Origin of the sequence: Phaeobacter sp. A36a-5a, assembly GCF_037911135.1 — a bacterium.
Taxonomy (GTDB): Bacteria; Pseudomonadota; Alphaproteobacteria; order Rhodobacterales; family Rhodobacteraceae; genus Phaeobacter; species Phaeobacter bryozoorum.
This window is the reverse complement of sequence record NZ_JBBLYU010000001.1, coordinates 24,162-41,047: the sequence shown is the minus strand read 5'-3', so window position 1 is coordinate 41,047 and position 16,886 is coordinate 24,162. Positions and strand designations below refer to the sequence as shown.

General features: G+C 59.3%; 16 protein-coding genes. 6 read left to right on the top strand and 10 right to left on the bottom strand.

Annotated elements, in window-relative coordinates; all coding sequences use genetic code 11:
• Positions 1–66 precede the first annotated feature (66 nt).
• From WLQ66_RS00165 to pcaQ, 9 genes are all read right to left on the bottom strand, one after another.
• Positions 67–1,731 carry a tetratricopeptide repeat protein gene (locus WLQ66_RS00165; protein WP_340544173.1) on the bottom strand — a complete coding sequence of 555 codons (1,665 nt, stop codon included), beginning with the start codon at positions 1,729–1,731 and terminating at the stop codon, positions 67–69.
• A gap of 394 nt (positions 1,732–2,125) precedes the next feature.
• Complete coding sequence (locus WLQ66_RS00160) at positions 2,126–3,043, bottom strand: MBL fold metallo-hydrolase (RefSeq protein ID WP_340544172.1); 918 nt, start codon at positions 3,041–3,043, stop codon at positions 2,126–2,128.
• Between the two features lie 151 nt (positions 3,044–3,194).
• The gene (locus WLQ66_RS00155; protein ID WP_340544170.1) at positions 3,195–4,355 is read right to left on the bottom strand and encodes an ABC transporter substrate-binding protein; all 1,161 of its coding nucleotides are present in this window, start codon (positions 4,353–4,355) and stop codon (positions 3,195–3,197) included.
• 45 nt (positions 4,356–4,400) lie between these two features.
• Positions 4,401–6,344 (bottom strand): AMP-dependent synthetase/ligase, encoded by a 1,944-nt coding sequence (locus tag WLQ66_RS00150; RefSeq protein ID WP_340544169.1) that lies wholly within the window; start codon positions 6,342–6,344, stop codon positions 4,401–4,403.
• 31 nt (positions 6,345–6,375) lie between these two features.
• On the bottom strand, positions 6,376–7,149 hold the full coding sequence (locus WLQ66_RS00145) for an ABC transporter ATP-binding protein (RefSeq protein ID WP_340544168.1): 774 nt from the start codon (positions 7,147–7,149) through the stop codon (positions 6,376–6,378).
• Positions 7,149–7,916: an ABC transporter ATP-binding protein gene (locus tag WLQ66_RS00140; RefSeq protein ID WP_340544166.1), complete on the bottom strand. Its 768-nt coding sequence runs from the start codon at positions 7,914–7,916 to the stop codon at positions 7,149–7,151. The genes WLQ66_RS00145 and WLQ66_RS00140 overlap by 1 nt, the downstream gene beginning before the upstream one ends.
• Entirely contained in the window at positions 7,913–8,998 is a 1,086-nt protein-coding gene (locus WLQ66_RS00135; protein WP_260082436.1) for a branched-chain amino acid ABC transporter permease, read from the bottom strand. The genes WLQ66_RS00140 and WLQ66_RS00135 overlap by 4 nt, the downstream gene beginning before the upstream one ends.
• Before the next feature lie 4 nt (positions 8,999–9,002).
• A complete protein-coding gene (locus WLQ66_RS00130) occupies positions 9,003–9,878 on the bottom strand; it encodes a branched-chain amino acid ABC transporter permease (protein ID WP_340544161.1) in 876 nt (291 codons plus the stop codon).
• Positions 9,879–10,112: 234 nt separating this feature from the next.
• Positions 10,113–11,030, bottom strand: coding sequence for a pca operon transcription factor PcaQ (gene pcaQ / locus WLQ66_RS00125; RefSeq protein ID WP_340544159.1), 918 nt, complete (start codon positions 11,028–11,030; stop codon positions 10,113–10,115).
• Between the two features lie 86 nt (positions 11,031–11,116).
• Between pcaQ and pcaC the strand changes: the two genes are divergently transcribed.
• From pcaC to WLQ66_RS00105, 4 genes are read left to right on the top strand one after another with little or no spacing between them, the layout of a single operon-like run.
• Positions 11,117–11,542 carry a 4-carboxymuconolactone decarboxylase gene (gene pcaC / locus WLQ66_RS00120; protein WP_340546271.1) on the top strand — a complete coding sequence of 142 codons (426 nt, stop codon included), beginning with the start codon at positions 11,117–11,119 and terminating at the stop codon, positions 11,540–11,542.
• Positions 11,529–12,254, top strand: a complete 726-nt coding sequence (gene pcaH, locus WLQ66_RS00115) for a protocatechuate 3,4-dioxygenase subunit beta (protein WP_340544157.1) — start codon at positions 11,529–11,531, stop codon at positions 12,252–12,254. The genes pcaC and pcaH overlap by 14 nt, the downstream gene beginning before the upstream one ends.
• Complete coding sequence (pcaG, locus tag WLQ66_RS00110) at positions 12,254–12,901, top strand: protocatechuate 3,4-dioxygenase subunit alpha (protein WP_340544155.1); 648 nt, start codon at positions 12,254–12,256, stop codon at positions 12,899–12,901. Before pcaH ends, pcaG begins: the two co-directional genes overlap by 1 nt.
• A 9-nt stretch (positions 12,902–12,910) precedes the next feature.
• Positions 12,911–13,747, top strand: a complete 837-nt coding sequence (locus WLQ66_RS00105; protein WP_340544154.1) for a 3-oxoadipate:acetyl-CoA acetyltransferase — start codon at positions 12,911–12,913, stop codon at positions 13,745–13,747.
• 296 nt (positions 13,748–14,043) lie between these two features.
• Here WLQ66_RS00105 and cueR read toward each other — a convergent pair whose 3' ends face one another.
• Positions 14,044–14,454 carry a Cu(I)-responsive transcriptional regulator gene (gene cueR, locus WLQ66_RS00100; RefSeq protein ID WP_340544153.1) on the bottom strand — a complete coding sequence of 137 codons (411 nt, stop codon included), beginning with the start codon at positions 14,452–14,454 and terminating at the stop codon, positions 14,044–14,046.
• A 469-nt stretch (positions 14,455–14,923) separates the two neighbouring features.
• On the opposite strand from cueR, the gene WLQ66_RS00095 reads away from it, so the two are divergent.
• Positions 14,924–16,039, top strand: a complete 1,116-nt coding sequence (locus tag WLQ66_RS00095) for an S-(hydroxymethyl)glutathione dehydrogenase/class III alcohol dehydrogenase (RefSeq protein WP_340544152.1) — start codon at positions 14,924–14,926, stop codon at positions 16,037–16,039.
• Positions 16,040–16,203: 164 nt separating this feature from the next.
• Entirely contained in the window at positions 16,204–16,869 is a 666-nt protein-coding gene (locus WLQ66_RS00090) for a GntR family transcriptional regulator (RefSeq protein ID WP_340544151.1), read from the top strand.
• Positions 16,870–16,886 lie beyond the last annotated feature (17 nt).

Sequence of the window (16,886 nt, the reverse complement as noted above, 5' to 3'; positions counted from 1 at the left end):
CCTGCAAGCCCCCGCGTCTCCACCGCTCTCACCGGGTCGATGGTCCGCCCGATGGATTTTTACCGCTCAGGCAGGCACACCCGCGGACCGCAGCGCCTTGCTCCAATCCTTGCCGAAGGGGGCATTGGATGCCGCGTGATCTTTTTCGTAACGTGCAATGTTGAACCCCGGCTGCACGGTGAGCAGCGATTTCACGACATCCCGCGCCTTGTCCGATTGCCCCAATGCCTGCAGGGCGATGGCTTTGGTCCGTAACGTTGCCGGGAAGGTCGGGTTGGCCTGCAAGGACCGGTCTGCCAGGTTGACTGCACGCTCGTAATTCTGCGCGCCCAGATTGGCCGTCGCCGAATATGAATCGAAGTAATAGCGCTGCGGTCCCAGCGGAGAGAGCCGCCGTGCGGCATCCGTCAGCCTTACCGCATCCTCCGGCTGGTTCTGATAGGCAAGGGTTGTGCCCTTCAGCAGCAATGCCAATGCTTCGTTCGGATTGTCCTTCAGTGCGAGGTCATAGGAATCCTGCGCCAGATCGAACCGGAACATCAGGTGGCTGGCTATCAGCCCCCGTACCGTCAGTGCCAGAGAGAACGTCGGATCCTGGGCGAGCGCCGCTGCCACCAGCTGGTTGGCGAGATGCGCGTCAAGCTGACGATCCGTGGAGAAACCTTTCTGCACGCGCATCACATGCCACATCGCCATCCACGTCAGGGCAACCGGGTGCTGCACTTCACGTTCCAGCAGGACTGCGAGGATTTCCTGCGCCTGGTTGAACTGCGGCATCTGCATGTCCTGCATCAGCGCGATCGCCGCCATCAGCAAGGTATGGCTATCGTGTTTGGACAGTGGCCTGAAGCCAACCAAACGCACCGCTTCACCGACCACGGTCCAGCCGATCTGCGCGGTAACATCTCGCAAAGCCATGCTGCACCCATTGGTCAGCATCGCGAGGGTTTCGGTGAAGTCTCGCGACCAGATGACCCGCTCCCGCTCGGCGTCATGCAGGTCAACCTGCAAACGGTAGGTCTGGCCCGTAACATTGACGGTCCCCGATACAAGATAGCTGGCACCCGCCATCGAATAGACTTCGCTAGGGCGGATCTGATGCGGATCGAACTGCCGCGACGCCAGATATGACGTGACGCAAAAGGCATGGCTGCGCGACAGGTGGCGCACCAACTCCTCCGAGAGCAATGCCCCAAGCGGAGATTTTGCATCCCCCGGCGCGCGATGCACAAACGGCAGAACGGCGATCGGCGGCAACAGGCTATCCAATACGGCGCGGCTGTAGTCACGCAGCATGCCCGTGGCGGCCCGATTGCGGGCATCGGCGCGCGTCAGCTCATTGCGCTGCTGTTCCAACCAGACCGCAAATGTCGTTTCATGCGGCAGCTCAAAGCCTTCCATGAAATCGCCCTTGGCAGGGTCTGCATCTACTTCGATTTTCGACAGATCCAGGACCACGCGCTCTCGATTGGCGGACAGAAAGGACGCACATTCGCTTCCAAGATGCCGACGGAGAGTCGAGAGCGCGGTTCGCAAACTGGCCTTCGCCTGCTCTGGCTGGGCCAGACTCCACAGGGTACGCTCCAAAAACGCTCGTGTTCGCACACCGCCTTCTGCAGTAGACAAAAGTGCCAACAGTGCCTGGTGCTTTGAGCCGAGGAGAAGACTGTCTCCGTCGGGCAGAAAAACTCCAAACGCGCCAAAATGGCGAATTCTAAGTTTATTTTCCATATCCCAAACCCATTACCTCTAGCAATACAACCGGAACCTATAACCCCAACTCCGACCGAATTGATTACCCACCCATTAACCATCTCACAAGAATCAATAAAAGTCACCACAAATAATACAACCTAAAGGATTTCAGTATGTTTGGATAACGCACACTTGTGGAGTATTCCCTCCAGCATCCAAACTACTGATCGGCATCCAGCTATTGACCACGGCTGAAGGAGACGACAGCCGCAATATATTGCCTCCTCCAGATGGAGAAACTGCACATCCGGTGTCAGGACAGCCGAGCCGCGCAGGCGGAATAGCCGTCACATCCGACGCCGTTCTCTAACAGTCATTGATCGGGAGGCCGGATACGGATGCGAAATAATGCACTCTATGATTGTTTTGTTTAATTTTCAGATATAAACCGATACCCGCTGCTAACAGTATCGACACGACCCACGCCACCATTCGGTAGGTGATACCCTACAACCATCAGCTGCTCAGATGACAGCCGCTGCAACAGCTTTTGCCGCACCCTGGCCGCGGCGACCGGGAGTTGATCGGATGCGATTTCCCAGCCCGGCTCGGAGAAGCTGACATGTGCATTGGTGATCGCATCACCCAGCACCATCACGTTATCCGTCCCACCTGAAATTTCAAACGACATATGGCCGGGTGAATGGCCAAAGGTCGCGTGTGCAGCAACACCCGGCAGGATCTCGGCGCCATCATCGAACAGGGTGATACCATCGGCAAGGATCTCCAGACGTCGGCGTGCGCCAACCGCCATGGACTCACGCGCCGCTCCGATTGACCCCACGGTTGCAGGATCAAACCAGTAGTCCCATTCCTTGCGCCCCATCATATGTTGAGCGTTGCTAAAGAGCGGTTCGTCGAAATCATCCAGAACGCCCCAGAGATGGTCAGGATGGCAATGCGTGAACACCACATGCGTGACATCCTCCGGGCTGATCCCCACGGCAGCTAGCGCATCGGGCAGCTGTCCAGTCCCATCCTGAAAGGCGGGCCCCGCACCGGTATCAAACAGAATGATGTGATCCTTGTCGCGCAACAGCGTGACATTCACCTCCGGTGTGAGCGGCTCATCAGGAGAAATCCCATGCTCCGCAAGGACACGCGCAAGCGCAGATGGCTCCAGATCCCCATACAGAAAAGAGGGTGGCAACTGCATTCGACCATCTGAAAGGCTGAGCAGCTCCGCTGCGCCGAGCGACACTCTGGTTTCCGCCCAAACACGCCCGAAGGGCACCAGCGCGAGCCCGGCCCCCAACCCCTGCACAAAATGCCGTCTTGTTACTGCCATGGTTCAACTCCCTCTTCCGCAAGAGTAATAATATTCAAATATGTGCATAAAATGAAGCCCAATACGCCGGATAGAGGGCCTGACCCAAGAATAGCAAAAACCGACAGATAGAAACCTGTCGGCTTTTCCTTTTTGTTTTCGAGGCGGTCGCCTATTTCCGGCTCAGCTCTTTCCAGACGCCATTCTCTACCACCGAGATGACAATGACATCGGCGCCCCTATGGTCATCCGGCCCATAGGTGATCTGGGTATCGGTCAAGGCATCAAAGAAATCGAGGCTTTCCATCCCCTTGATAAAGCTTTCATGAGCCAGATCGGGGCCTGCGGCCTCCAGCGCATTCACCACGGTATTGGCTGCACTATACCCGAGCATGGCAAAGCCACCGGCGGGCTGGCCGAACTTTGCTTCGTAATCCGCCATAAACTTCGCCGGAACGTCGTCCTCAGCCCGCGCGATCAGGTCAGCCCAGCCAGCCGCAGCATAGAGCCCCTCCGTTACGCCGCCGGGCACCGCCGCCACCACCTCAAGAAAACCGGCGGAGGTGTTGAGGAATTTCGCCTCGGTCCAGCCCAGCTTCTTGGCGGTGCCAACCACGGTAATCCCCTGCCGCACGCCAAGAGCCATGGTGATGATATCGCATCCTTCGGACTTCAGCTTCGTCAGCGAACCGACAAAGTCCAGCTCATCCGGCTTATGGGTCGTCTCGGCAGCGAAACTCAGCCCTAGTTCGGCAGCAACATCCTGGCTGCCCTCCTTGATCTCCTTGCCGAAATCCGACGGGATATACATCGAGCAGACTTCTTTCGCATCGAATTCTTCCGCCAGATAGGTCACACCGGCGCGGACCTGATCGTAATAGCTGGAAAACCCGATGAACTTATTGTCGATCGGCTCCTGCAACATCTGACGCGCAGCTGTCAGCGGGCTGATATTGGGAATGCCTTTCGGATCCAGCAATTTGAACCCTGCGATATTCATGGGCGTTCCCAACGACAGGAGCATTGCAAAGACCTGATCGCGATTCAGAAGCTTATTGTAGCCCTGCATGGCCCGCGGAATCTGATAGCCATTGTCTTCGACCACGAAACGAATTTGGCGGCCGTGAATGCCGCCATTGGCATTGGCCTCGTCAAACCGCAAATTGGCGCCGTTTACGGCCGGCACACCAACAGCGGCAAATATTCCACTCAGGTCATTGACCGAGCCGAGCACAATTTCACTGTCGCTCACTCCTTGGGTCTGCGCCATCGCCTGAGGCGCAAGCCCCGCCGCCAGTGCGGCCCCGATAAAGCCCGCTGTCCATCTCTTCATCTGCGCTTACTCCCTTGTGTCCCCCGGCGCGGATGCGCCTGTTTGTCAGTACATCTGGTCGATCAGGTTCTTGTGCTTTTTCTCCACCAGCCCACGTTTCAACTTCATGGTCGCGGTCAGCTCGTCATCCTCGGCCGTGAGCAGAACGTTGATCAGACGGAAATCCTTGATCTGCTCGACACGCGCGAAATCACGGTTGACCGCATCGACCTCACCCCGGATCAGATCAACCACCGGTTCCGCAGCACAGAGCGAGGCAAAATCACTAAACGGGATTTTCCGATCCTGCGCAAATTTCTCGACGTTTTCCTGATCAATCATGATCAGGCAGGTCAGGAATTTGCGCCGGTCACCGATCACCACTGCGTCGGAAATATAGTGGCTGAACTTTAACCGGCTTTCGATTTCAGCCGGTGTGATATTCTTGCCGCCAGCGGTGATAATGATGTCCTTGATCCGCCCGGTGATGGTCAGGAACCCATCTTCGTCCAGCCGCCCGACATCGCCAGTGCGCAGCCAGCCGTCCTCGGTATAGGTCTCAGCCGTTTTTTCAGGCTTGCGCCAATATCCCTGGAAATTGTTGAGCCCCCAGAGCTGAATTTCCCCATCCACCGCGATACGAATATCAACGCCCGGCACGGCCTGGCCAACAGTGCCCGGCCGATGCGACAACACCCGGTTTGCCGCGGTAAGTCCTGCGTTTTCGGTCATCCCGTAGCCCTCGATCAGCGGCACGCCAATCGACCAATACCAACGCAGCAATTCAGGCGAAATCGGTGCCGCCCCGGTGCCGCCCCGGCGCAGCCGGTCCAGCCCTAGCATTCGGCGCAGATTACGCAGAACCAGCATGTCCCAGATCCGATAGCGCAGGGCGATACCCGCAGGGACGGGTTTTGCGGCCAGCACATACTCGGCCCGCGCAGCCCCCGCAGCGACCGCCCGACCAAAGGCCCAGCGCCCCAGCCAGGTCGCCTCCTGCGCCAGGACCAGAACGCGGGAATAGACTTTTTCCCAGACACGCGGCACCGCAAAGAAGGTGGCCGGCGACACTTCCTGCATATTGTCGAAAACGGTTTCCGGGCTTTCGGCGAAATTGACCGTACTGCCGGCCGCCATTGGCAGGTAGACGGAGACGTTGCGCTCAAGGATATGGCAGAGCGGCAGGAAACAGAGCTGCTCATCCGTGGCGTAGCATTCCAGTGCACGCGCGCCTGACTCCATCGTCGCGAGGATGTTTTCGTGACTCAACATGGCGCCCTTGGGCAGGCCAGTGGTACCCGACGTATAGATGAGCAGCGCGGTTTCATCTGGCCGCGACCGGGCCACCGCGTCCTCGAAAGCGGTTGGATTTGCCATCTTGAAGGCCGCGCCCTGATCATAAAGCTGATCGAGAAACAGGCATCTGTCATGCTCCAGATCATGCAGCCCGTCGCGCTCCAGAATGATAACCCAGCGCAGATGCGGGACCTCGGCTTCGATCTCCAGGAACTTGTCCAGCTGCTCGTCGTTTTCTACCACCAGAAACCGGCTGCCGCTGTCATTGATCAAATAGGCCAGCTGCTGGGCGGAATCTGTCGTATAGACGCCAGACGCAATGGCCCCGGCGCCCTGGATGCCCATATCGAGATAGAGCCATTCCTTGCGGTCTTCGCTCAGGATCGAAACAACTTCACCTCGCTCAAGCCCCAGCGCCATCAGGCCCAGGCCGATCTTTTCCGCATGGTCCCAGTAGTCCTGCCAGGAATAGGCCTTCCAGATGCCCATATCTTTTTCGCGATGAGCCGTCCGTTTGCCCAGTTGATGACAGCGCAGCGAAAACAATTTTGCCACGGTATCGCAGCCATCGACCATGACGGGCCGCTGCCCCGGCGTGGCATTGTAGCTGGCGCCGTTCAGTTCAACCTGAGGAAGCGGGGCCGCATCGCCGCCCGCCTGTGTTGTTATGTCTGCCGCCGACGCTGTCTGTGTCACCGCTGTCCTCGCATCCATTCAGGTCCCTAGTTGATCTCAGTCGCGCCGATCAGCGCCATGTCTTCTTGCGCTTCCAGCGTTTCTCGCTGCGCTGCCCGGCCTCCTGATGGCCGAGGTAAAACGCTTTGATATCCTCGCTGTCCATCAGCCGGTCGGCGCTGCCATCCATGACGATACGCCCGATTTCCATGACATAGCCGACATGCGCCAACTCCAGCGCGATCCGCGCGTTCTGTTCCACCAGCATCATGGTCACCCCCTCATCGCGGTTCAGCCGCTTCAGGATGCCAAAGATTTCCTGTACCAGCAGTGGCGACAGGCCAAGGCTTGGTTCATCCAGAAGCATGATGCGCGGACGGAGCATCAACCCACGCCCGATCGCCAGCATCTGCTGCTGACCGCCTGACAGTGTGCCAGCCTCCTGATGGCGCCGCTCAGCCAGGATGGGGAAATAGTCAAACACCATCTGGCGGTCGCGCTCGATCTCGGCCTGATCACGGCGGGTATAGGCCCCGAGGGTCAGGTTTTCGTCAACGCTGAGCAACGGAAAGACCTCGCGCCCCTCGGGCACATGTACGATGCCCCGGCGGACGATCCGATGCGGTTCCTCACCTTGGATTTCTTCGCCGTCGAAGCTGACCGTGCCCTTCTCAGGATCCATGATACCCGAAATCGTCTTCAGCAGGGTAGATTTTCCAGCGCCATTGGCGCCCAGAACCGTGACGATCTGCCCGGCCTGAACCGATAGCGAAACACCGCGAATGGCCATGATCGGCCCGTAGAAACTCTCAAGATTGCGAATGTCCAGCAAGGCCGCGCCCATCACACCGCCCCCGCGCCCAGATAGGCTTCGATAACAGCCGGGTCGGCCTGCACTTCAGCCGGGGTGCCTTCGGCCAGTTTCGCGCCATCGGCGAGGGCCAGAACCCGGTCCGACACGCTGGACACCAGACCCATGTCGTGTTCCACCATCAGGACAGTGATCCCCATCTGTTTGCGGATATCGTCGATCCACCAGCGCATATCCTGGGTTTCCTCCACCGACAGGCCGGAGGCGGGTTCATCCAACAACAAAAGCCGCGGCCCCGAGGCCAATGCACGGCCAAGCTCGACAACCTTGCGGATGCCATAGGGCAACCCGGCAATCATCTTGTTGCGGTAGGCTTGCAGATCCAGGAAATCGATGACCTCCTCAACAGCAGCCCGGTGCAACCGTTCCTCGCGCCGGACACGTGGCGCAAAAAACAGCTCTTCAATCAGGGTAGTGCGCCGATGACGATGCCGACCGACCAGCAGGTTCTGCAGCACCGTCGCATGATCGAACAACTCGATATTCTGAAACGTCCGCGCAATGCCCAGATCCGCCACCGCATCCGCGTTGCACTGCAACAGGTCACGCCCATCAAAGCGGAACTGGCCGGAATGTGGTTGGTAGAACCTGGAAATCAGGTTGAATACGGTGGACTTCCCCGCCCCATTTGGCCCGACGATGGCATAGACCTCACCTTCCTCAACCGAGAAGCTGAGATCATTCACCGCCACAACGCCACCGAATTTCAACGTGGCATGTTCAATCTCCAACAGGCTCATCTGAGGCGCTCCGTCTTGAGATAGGATTTCTGACGCCGGAACATATCCTTGCGTGCGAAGGGGAACAGCTCAAACCAGATGCGAATCTTCAGCCAGCGTCCATAGAGGCCCATCGGCTCAAACAGAATGAACAGGATCAGGATCATGCCAAAGACGCCGGTTTCCAGACCCGGAATGGCAACCCCGCTGCCCAGCACGCTGTCTTTCAGGATCGACAGCCCCTGCGGCAGAAAGGCGACCACCACCGCGCCAAAAAACGCGCCATGTATTGATCCCAGCCCGCCAATCACGATCATCATCAGCAGCGTAATCGAGATCACCAGAGAGAAGGTCTCATTGTTAAAGGCACCGGCGTAATAGCCCATCAGCGCCCCGGCCCAACCGGTGATCATGCAGCTTAGCCCAAAGGCGGTTGCCTTGGTCCGGGCGATATGTACGCCCATCGCGGTGGCGCTGACTTCACTGTCGCGCACCGCTGCAAAGGCCCGGCCAAGCGGTGACCGTAATAGATTGCGGTAAAACAGCGTTGAAATCACCGTGACACCAAGAACCAGATAGTAAAAGCGCACCGGCATGGTCCAGCGTTCAATCTCGATCCCAAATAAACGGATCACGTCAGGAAATTTGCCCGACACACCACCGGTCCAGGGTTCAAGCAGAACGATGATGTCATCGGCCAGTATCGACAGGGCAATGGTAGCAATCGCCAGATAGATCCCGTGCAATCGCAGGGCCGGAATGGCGATGATGGCCCCAACAACCCCGGTCAGGACCCCTGCCAGCGGGAACGCCAGAACAAAGGGCACCCCCTGTTCAATCAGGATGGTATTGGCATAGCAGCCAATCGCCAGAAACGCAGCATGGCCAAGGCTGGCCTGTCCCGTCTGGCCGGTCAGCAGCATCAGCCCCAGCCCGGCAATCGCCCAGATCAGAACATTGGTGACCTCGCCGATGTAGAATTCGTTGATCAGCAGTGGCAAAGCCAGCGCCAGCACAATCAACGCACCATAAACCAGCAGGCTATGACGGTCAGGAAACAGGCGGATGTCGTGGTCGTAGCTGGTTTTGAACTGAATCCGCATCGCCTTATACCTTCTTTGTGCGCACTTGGCTGAACAGACCATGCGGACGGAAGACCAGCACCGCCAGCAACAGCACGTAAGGGGCAATCTGCGAATAGCCAGCCGCCAGGTAACGCGCGGCAAAAGGTTCGATAACGCCGACGATCAACCCGCCCGCCAACGCACCCGGAAGCGAGCCGAAGCCACCGATCACCGCCGCAGCAAAGGCCTTGATGCCCAGCAGCCCGGCATTTGGATCAATCGCGCCCTTCGACGCAAAGAGGATGCCCGCAACAGCCGCCGTCGCTCCCGAGAGCCCCCAGATGAGCCCCTGCACCCGCCTGACCGGAATGCCCATGAAATAGGCCGCCATCTGGTTTTGGCTGGCCGCCTGCATGGCCAGACCCAGCTTGGTGCGCTGAAAGAACTGGTAGAGCGACCAGGTCAACAGCACCGTGACAACAATCACCGCTATATCGGCCAGCCCCAGAACGACGCCGGCAAGCTGTACATCTCCCAGCGCCAGCGGACTCTCAAGCGTCTGTGGCTCATGGCCCCAGATCGCACCGGCAAAGAAGCGGATGACAAAGCCCAGCGCGATCGTCAGGATGACAACCGCCGTCTGGTTCTGCCCAAAGAGATGACGCAGGATCAGCAGGTCAAGCAGATACCCAAGCCCGGCCATGATTGCGATCGACAGCGGTGCCGCGACCCAGAAGGGTAAGTCCAGATATTCAGCATTGGTCAGTCCCAGCGTAACGAAGGCGCCAAGCATCATGAAATCGCCCTGAGCGAAATTGACCGCCTCGGTCGCCTTGTAGATCAACACGAAGCCAAGCGCGATCAGACCGTAAACACAGCCGTTCGCGAGCCCGCTGACCAGCAGCTGCACTCCGTCCAAATCGTCCTCCCCCACCCGTTCAAGGCGGCTTTTCTTTTTGCGCAGGTCCTATGCGTTTCAGACCTCCTCAAGCCAAAACGCCGCTGCGATTAAACCCAGAGTAGAGAGGTTGAAATTCACCTGTCAATCCGCGCGACACTGCGTCAGCTCCAGAAAAACAGGCTACCGCATTCGAAAAATGCCTCTACCATTCGCGGCGCAATCTTGGGCCGAACCGGTGCGCGAGGTGACCAGTCAGCCGCAGACGCTCTTTAGCGCAGCGCAGAATCTCGCGGCCGCTGCCGACAAGCGGTGCTCACTCCGCAGGCAGAGCCCGACCGGCCCAAGAGTGCTGTCAGTGTCCAGCGGCAGCTCTACCAGGGCGCCGCTGGCGAGGTCAGATTTCACCACCCCATGGCTGATGATCCAGACCGCCTGATGTGCCAATGTGAACTGGCGCCCAAACGTCGACGAGACTGTTTCAATGGCGGCGTCAGGCATCGAAATGCCCTGTTCCAGGAACATGCGTTCAACCGAAGGGCGAATAATTGACTTCGGCGGCGGCATCAAAACCGGAAACGCGCCGAACAGCGCATAGGGGAGATCCTGCGGTGCCAGCTCCGTCAGCGGATGGCCCGGTGCGACGACCACGGTTACCCGCTCACGGAACAGCGGATCGAAATCCAGGCCCACCATATTTTCGGGTGCCGGTAGTCGCCCTACGACCACATCCAGCTCTCCGCGCCGCAACAGATCCAGCAGATGGTGATTGTCTCCCGACATGACGGAAAACCGGTTGCGCGCGCCCTGCGTCCAGATATTGGCCAGTGCCTCCGGGACAACGGTTGCCGAGACCGTCGGCAAAGCCCCAATCGCGACCTTGGATCCTGCGGCCTCGTCCATCCCACGTAGCAATTCGACACCGTCGCGTGTCAGGGCCAGACTGCGCCCCGCATAGTCCCTGAACATCTCACCATAGCTGGAGAGTCGAATGCCGCGACCGTGTTTCTCGACCAGAGGTTTATCGCAGACCGCTTCCAATTCGCGCAGCGCCCGCGTCACTGCCGGCTGGGTCATGCCCAGGCGCTCCGCCGCTTGGGTCACGCTCATCTTTCTGGCAACCTCGACAAAGACCTCCAGATGGCGGAGCTTCAGCTGAGATGAAAGGCGCATATCATTTTCGACATAAAAATATCCACACAAGGGGATTATACAGACCATTTACGATATGAGATAAGGGATAATCCATGGAGGAGCATATGCACAAGCCGCAGTATGACGCAGGGATGAAGGTTCGTCGCGAGGTATTGGGCGAAGCCCATGTGGCCCGCGCAGATGCTGCGACAACAGCGCTGGATGCGCCTTTCCAGTCCCTGATTACCGAAGCAGCCTGGGGGACAGTCTGGGCCTCTGAGCAGATCAGCCGACGCGAACGCTCGATGCTGACGCTGGCCCTTCTTGCGGCGCTCGGCAATTTCGATGAGATCCCGATGCACATACGCGCAACCGCAAATACCGGTGCAACGCCCGAAGATATTGCTGAAGTTTTCCAACATGTTGCCATCTACGCGGGGGTGCCGCGCGCCAATCATGCGCTGAAGCTCGCCAAGAGAACCTATGCCGAAATGGCCGCCGAAGAACGAGGCGACGCCCCCCCCGCAGGAGACAGCTGTGACGCCCCCTGATTATTTTACCCGCGACCGCCGCTGGCACCCTCCTGCCTTCACGCCGGACTACAAAACCTCGGTCAGCCGATCCCCCCGATTGCCGCTGCTCAGCCTCGAAAACACTGCCAGCGAAATCACCGGCCCGACGTTTGCGCCCAGCGATATCGCGCCCGGAGACAATGACCTTCTGACCAATTTCGCCCACGATGGCGGCAGTCCGATCGGCGAGCGCATATTGCTGCATGGGCGTGTTCTGGACGAAAACGCACGTCCCGTTCCCAATACACTGGTCGAGATCTGGCAAGCCAATGCCTCGGGCCGCTACCGCCATAAAAAGGACGGCTATCTGGGTGCATTGGACCCCAATTTTGGCGGCTGCGGTCGTGTTCTGACCGATGATCAGGGCGCCTATGCCTTTCGCACAGTGAAACCGGGGGCCTACCCCTGGCGCAATGGCATAAACGACTGGCGGCCTGCACATATACACGTTTCGGTGTTTGGCCGCGCCTTTGCGCAGCGGCTGATCACTCAGCTCTACTTCGAGGGCGATCCGCTGATTGCCCGCTGCCCTATCGTTAGCACCATCCCCGATCCCGCCGCCGTTCAGCAACTGATTGCGCGGCTCGACATGAACGAGACGCTGCCGTTCGACATGATTGCCTACCGCTTTGATATCGTGCTGCGCGGGCGTCGCTCTACCCTGTTTGAAAACCGGCCGGAGGGGAACTGATGGTGCCGCCACTGAAGGAAACCCCGTCTCAGACCGCAGGCCCCTATGTGCATATCGGCCTAGCGCCCGGTGCCGCCGGGTTTGAAATCTATGCGGCCGAGCTGGGTCAGGATATCGCCGGGCCTAATGCCAGGGGCCAGCGCATTCGGGTTCAAGGCCGGGTCTTCGATGGCACCGGCGCAGCTCTGAAGGACGTTTTGATCGAGGTCTGGCAGGCCAATGCCGACGGGCGCTATCCGCATCCGGAGACTCCAACATCCGATGATGCGCGCGGGCAGGTCGAACCCGGTTTTCGTGGCTGGGGCCGGGCGATTTCTGATTTCGACACCGGGGACTGGCAGTTCGAGACCGTGAAACCGGGAAGTGTCTGCGGGCGTGACGGGAAGACCGTGGCACCACATATCAACCTCTGGATCGTGGCGCGTGGCATCAACATCGGGCTGAATACCCGGCTCTACTTCGACGATGAGCCGGAGGCCAACGCCAGCGATCCCATCATGGCGCTGATCGAGCAGACCGAGCGGCAAAAAACCCTGATCGCCCGCCGCCAGGATCACGGCAGGGCGGACGATGCGCAGGCACCCGTGACCTATCGCTTTGACATTCACCTGCAAGGGCCGGACGAAACCGTGTTCTTCGATATCTGAGGGCTGATCATGACCAATCCCTGTATCATCTGCGTCGCGATAACCGGCTCTGTGCCGCGCAAGGCCCATAACCCGGCCGTGCCGATCACTGTTTCCGAACAGGTAGAGAGCACACAGGAAGCCTATGAAGCCGGTGCCAGCATCGCCCATTGCCACGTCCGCCAGGACGACGAAACACCAACTTCCGATCCTGACAGGTTTGCTGAACTGATGGATGGGATCCGGCGGCACTGTCCCGACATGATTGTCCAACTCTCTACCGGCGGCCGCTCCGGCGCTGGTCGCGAACGCGGCGGAATGCTGTCTCTACGGCCTGATATGGCTTCGCTCTCGGTGGGCTCCAATAATTTTCCAACCCGCGTCTACGAGAACCCGCCGGATCTGGTCGATTGGCTGGCTGCGCAGATGCAGGCCTACGATGTGAAACCGGAAATTGAGGCCTTTGACCTCTCCCATATTCATCAGGCGGTGGCGATGTCGCGTGACGGCCGGTTGAAGGCCCCACTCTACGTCCAGTTTGTACTGGGCGTGAAGAATGCAATGCCGGTGGATCGTGATGTGTTTGACTACTACGTCAAGACTATGCAGCGCCTTGCCCCGGATGCGCAGTGGTGCGCGGCCGGGATCGGAGCCGGACAGATCGAGGTCAACGAATGGGCCATCGCGGCAGGCGGGCACACCCGTACCGGGCTGGAGGATAATCTGCGACTGGACCGGCATACGCTTGCCCCCTCCAATGCCGCACTGGTGCGCCGGACGGCGGATCTGTGCGAACGCTACGGGCGACCCGTTGCTACCGCTCATGAGGCCCGCAGCATTCTGGGCCTGCGCGCAGCCAACGGCTGAAACGGGGCGACCGGCTATCACCTGTCAGCGCAGCAATAGGCCGACCCAAGACACCTCTTTCGGCTGTTTCATGCCCAACCCAACGGACGCGGCGTCAGCCAGCCTGACCCCCTTGTCTGCGCGCATATCGCACCCTATCTCGAGGATGCGCGCGACGCATTCGCAGCAAGAGCCGCTCCTCCCTCGGCTGCTGTAGCCTGATTGCCTAACCCTCCCGAGTTGCACAGGGCTTGGAATGCGCCGCGCGTTACCATCCCTCGCATCCCATTGGCCATGAGATATGCCGCCAAGCCTCCTCAATCCGCGACGTCTTGCTGCTCCGGGATCTGCGACAGATCACGCAATATCGGGCAGTCCGGGCGATTATCGCCGGAACAGCAGGTGACCAGTTCCGACAATGTGTCCCGCATCGCTTCCAGATCCGCGATCTTGAGGTTGATCTTGTCCAGATGTTCTTGCGCCAGTTGTTTGACATCTGCGCTGGCACGGCTCTCATCTTCGTAAAGCGCAAGAAGCGTGCGGCAGTCCTCAATCGTAAACCCAAGCGCGCGGGCACGACCCAGAAACGCCAGCTTGTGAAGGTCGGTCTCCGCAAAACAGCGATACCCGTTTTCGCTGCGCCGCGGTTTGATCAGCCCAATGTCCTCATAGTATCGAATGGTCTTGGCCGGTAGGCCGGAGCGGTTCGCCACATCGCCTATATTCATGGTCGCACCTCTGCCAATTGCTGCGCGCCTCGCGCGCTTGGAAACTTTCCTAAGGGATCTATTTCAGAACTCATCCGACGCAAGCCCAGGCTGTTGCCGAGGCCGGTCACCTTAACGTTCAGTTTTCTGACACGCGCCTGTTCCATGGCTCGCCCCTTTCGACATCTGATCATCCCTTTTTGCGGCAGATATGAGGCTTCCAGTCAGGGGAAGGTCAAGGGCAGATAGCGCAGGTTTCTCGAACAGATGATGTGGCCATACTTACGCCCACCGGACCGGCAGGTGACGGGAACGAAGAGGCCCTCGTCGTATTCTTCTGAGGCGCAGCCAGCCGAAGCCGCTAGTGTGGTAGCGCAAGAAATACACATCCCGCGACGGCCGATGGTTTACGCCCCCCCAATGGGTCTGCCAATATGCCGCTCAGCGCAATTGGCGCCTGCCGTCACTGACAGAACAAAGGAATTTCGCAATGATACGCACTCGCGCCGCTGTGGCCGTTGCCCCGGGCAAACCGCTTGAGATCATGGAAGTGAACCTCGAAGGCCCGAAAAAGGGCGAGGTGCTGGTCGAAATCAAGGCAACGGGCCTCTGCCACACGGATGAATTCACCCGCTCCGGGGATGACCCAGAAGGGATCTTCCCGGCCATCCTGGGCCACGAGGGCGCAGGCGTCGTGATCGAAGTTGGAGAAGGCGTCACCAGCCTTGAAGTGGGCGATCACGTCATTCCGCTTTACACCCCCGAGTGCCGCGAATGCGAGTATTGCCTCAACCCAAAGACAAATCTGTGTCAGGCGATCCGCTCTACCCAAGGTCAGGGCCTGCTGCCGGACGGATCCACCCGTTTCTCGATGCTGGATGGGACACCGATCCACCATTACATGGGCTGCTCGACCTTTGCCAATCACACAGTGGTGCCTGAGATCGCCCTGGCCAAGATCCGCAAGGACGCCCCCTTTGACAAGGTCTGCTACATCGGATGCGGCGTCACCACCGGCATCGGCGCGGTGATCAACACCGCCAAGGTCGAGATCGGGTCGCGCGCGATTGTCTTCGGCCTTGGCGGCATTGGACTCAACGTGATCCAGGGTCTGCGACTGGCAGGTGCGGATCAGATCGTCGGCGTCGACCTCAACCCCGGCAAGGTTGAGATGGCCAAGAAATTCGGCATGACCGACTTCGTAAACCCCTCAGAGGTAGAGGGCGATCTGGTGGCGCATCTGGTTGAGCTGACCAAGGGTGGCGCCGATTACACATTCGACGCGACGGGCAATGTGCAGGTCATGCGGACCGCGCTTGAAGCGGCGCATAAAGGCTGGGGTGAGAGCATCATCATCGGCGTGGCTCCGGCAGGCGCCGAGATTTCGACCCGTCCGTTCCAGCTGGTCACAGGCCGCAGCTGGCGTGGCACCGCCTTTGGTGGCGCCGCCGGACGTACCGACGTGCCCAAGATCGTGGACTGGTATATGGACGGCAAGATCGAGATCGACCCGATGATCACACACAAACTGTCGCTGGACGAGATCAACCATGGGTTCGAACTGATGCACGAAGGAAAGTCGATCCGCGCCGTGGTCGAATTCTGATCCACCCGCATACCCGAGATCATGACGCAGGCCGCAGGGCCTGCGTTTTTTTTGCACTTCATCTGCCTGCATTCGGCGAACGTCCTGCCAGCAAGGGGTGGCGAGCCGCGTCAACCAAAGGCATAATTGCCCGGCACCTGCCCCGCTTTGGTTGAGGACCTTGCTTGAAACTACAAGCCGTTGACATCTCCCGGACCGAATCCGCCGCGACGATCATCTTTCGCACCCTGCGCAAGGCGATCATCACCGGTGAGCTGTCGGATGGCACCCCCCTGCGGCAGGATGAAATCGCCAAGGCCTTTCACACCTCGCGCTTTCCCGTTCGCGAGGCGATTGCCCGCTTGGAACAGCAGGGGCTGGTCACCTCCCAGCGCTACAAGGGTGCCGTGGTCGCAACCCTGTCGATGCAGGACGCCTCAGAAATCTTTGACCTGCGCGCCAAGCTTGAAGCGGATATCATCCGCGCCGCCGTCCCGAATATGACCATGGACATCCTCGCACAGGCGCGCGCGCATCTGGATGCCTTTGCCGCCTGCGATGCGCCAATGCAATGGGGGCCGCTGAACCGAAAATTTCACGGCACGCTCTATAGCGTCAGCGGCTTGCCCTATCACGTCGAGATCGTCGAAACCTCGATGGACCGGATTGATCGCTACCTTCGCGCGCAGCTTATCATGAGCGACGGCATGGCCCGCAGCAGCAGGGAGCATCGCGCGATACTGGCGGCTTGCGAAACAGGTGATGCCGATCTCGCGGCCCAGCTGACAGCAGAGCATATTCTGGCTGCCAAAACCTCGCTTGAGGATCAGCTACGCGCGCAGATCCCCTAACGCCGCACTGCCGCCCT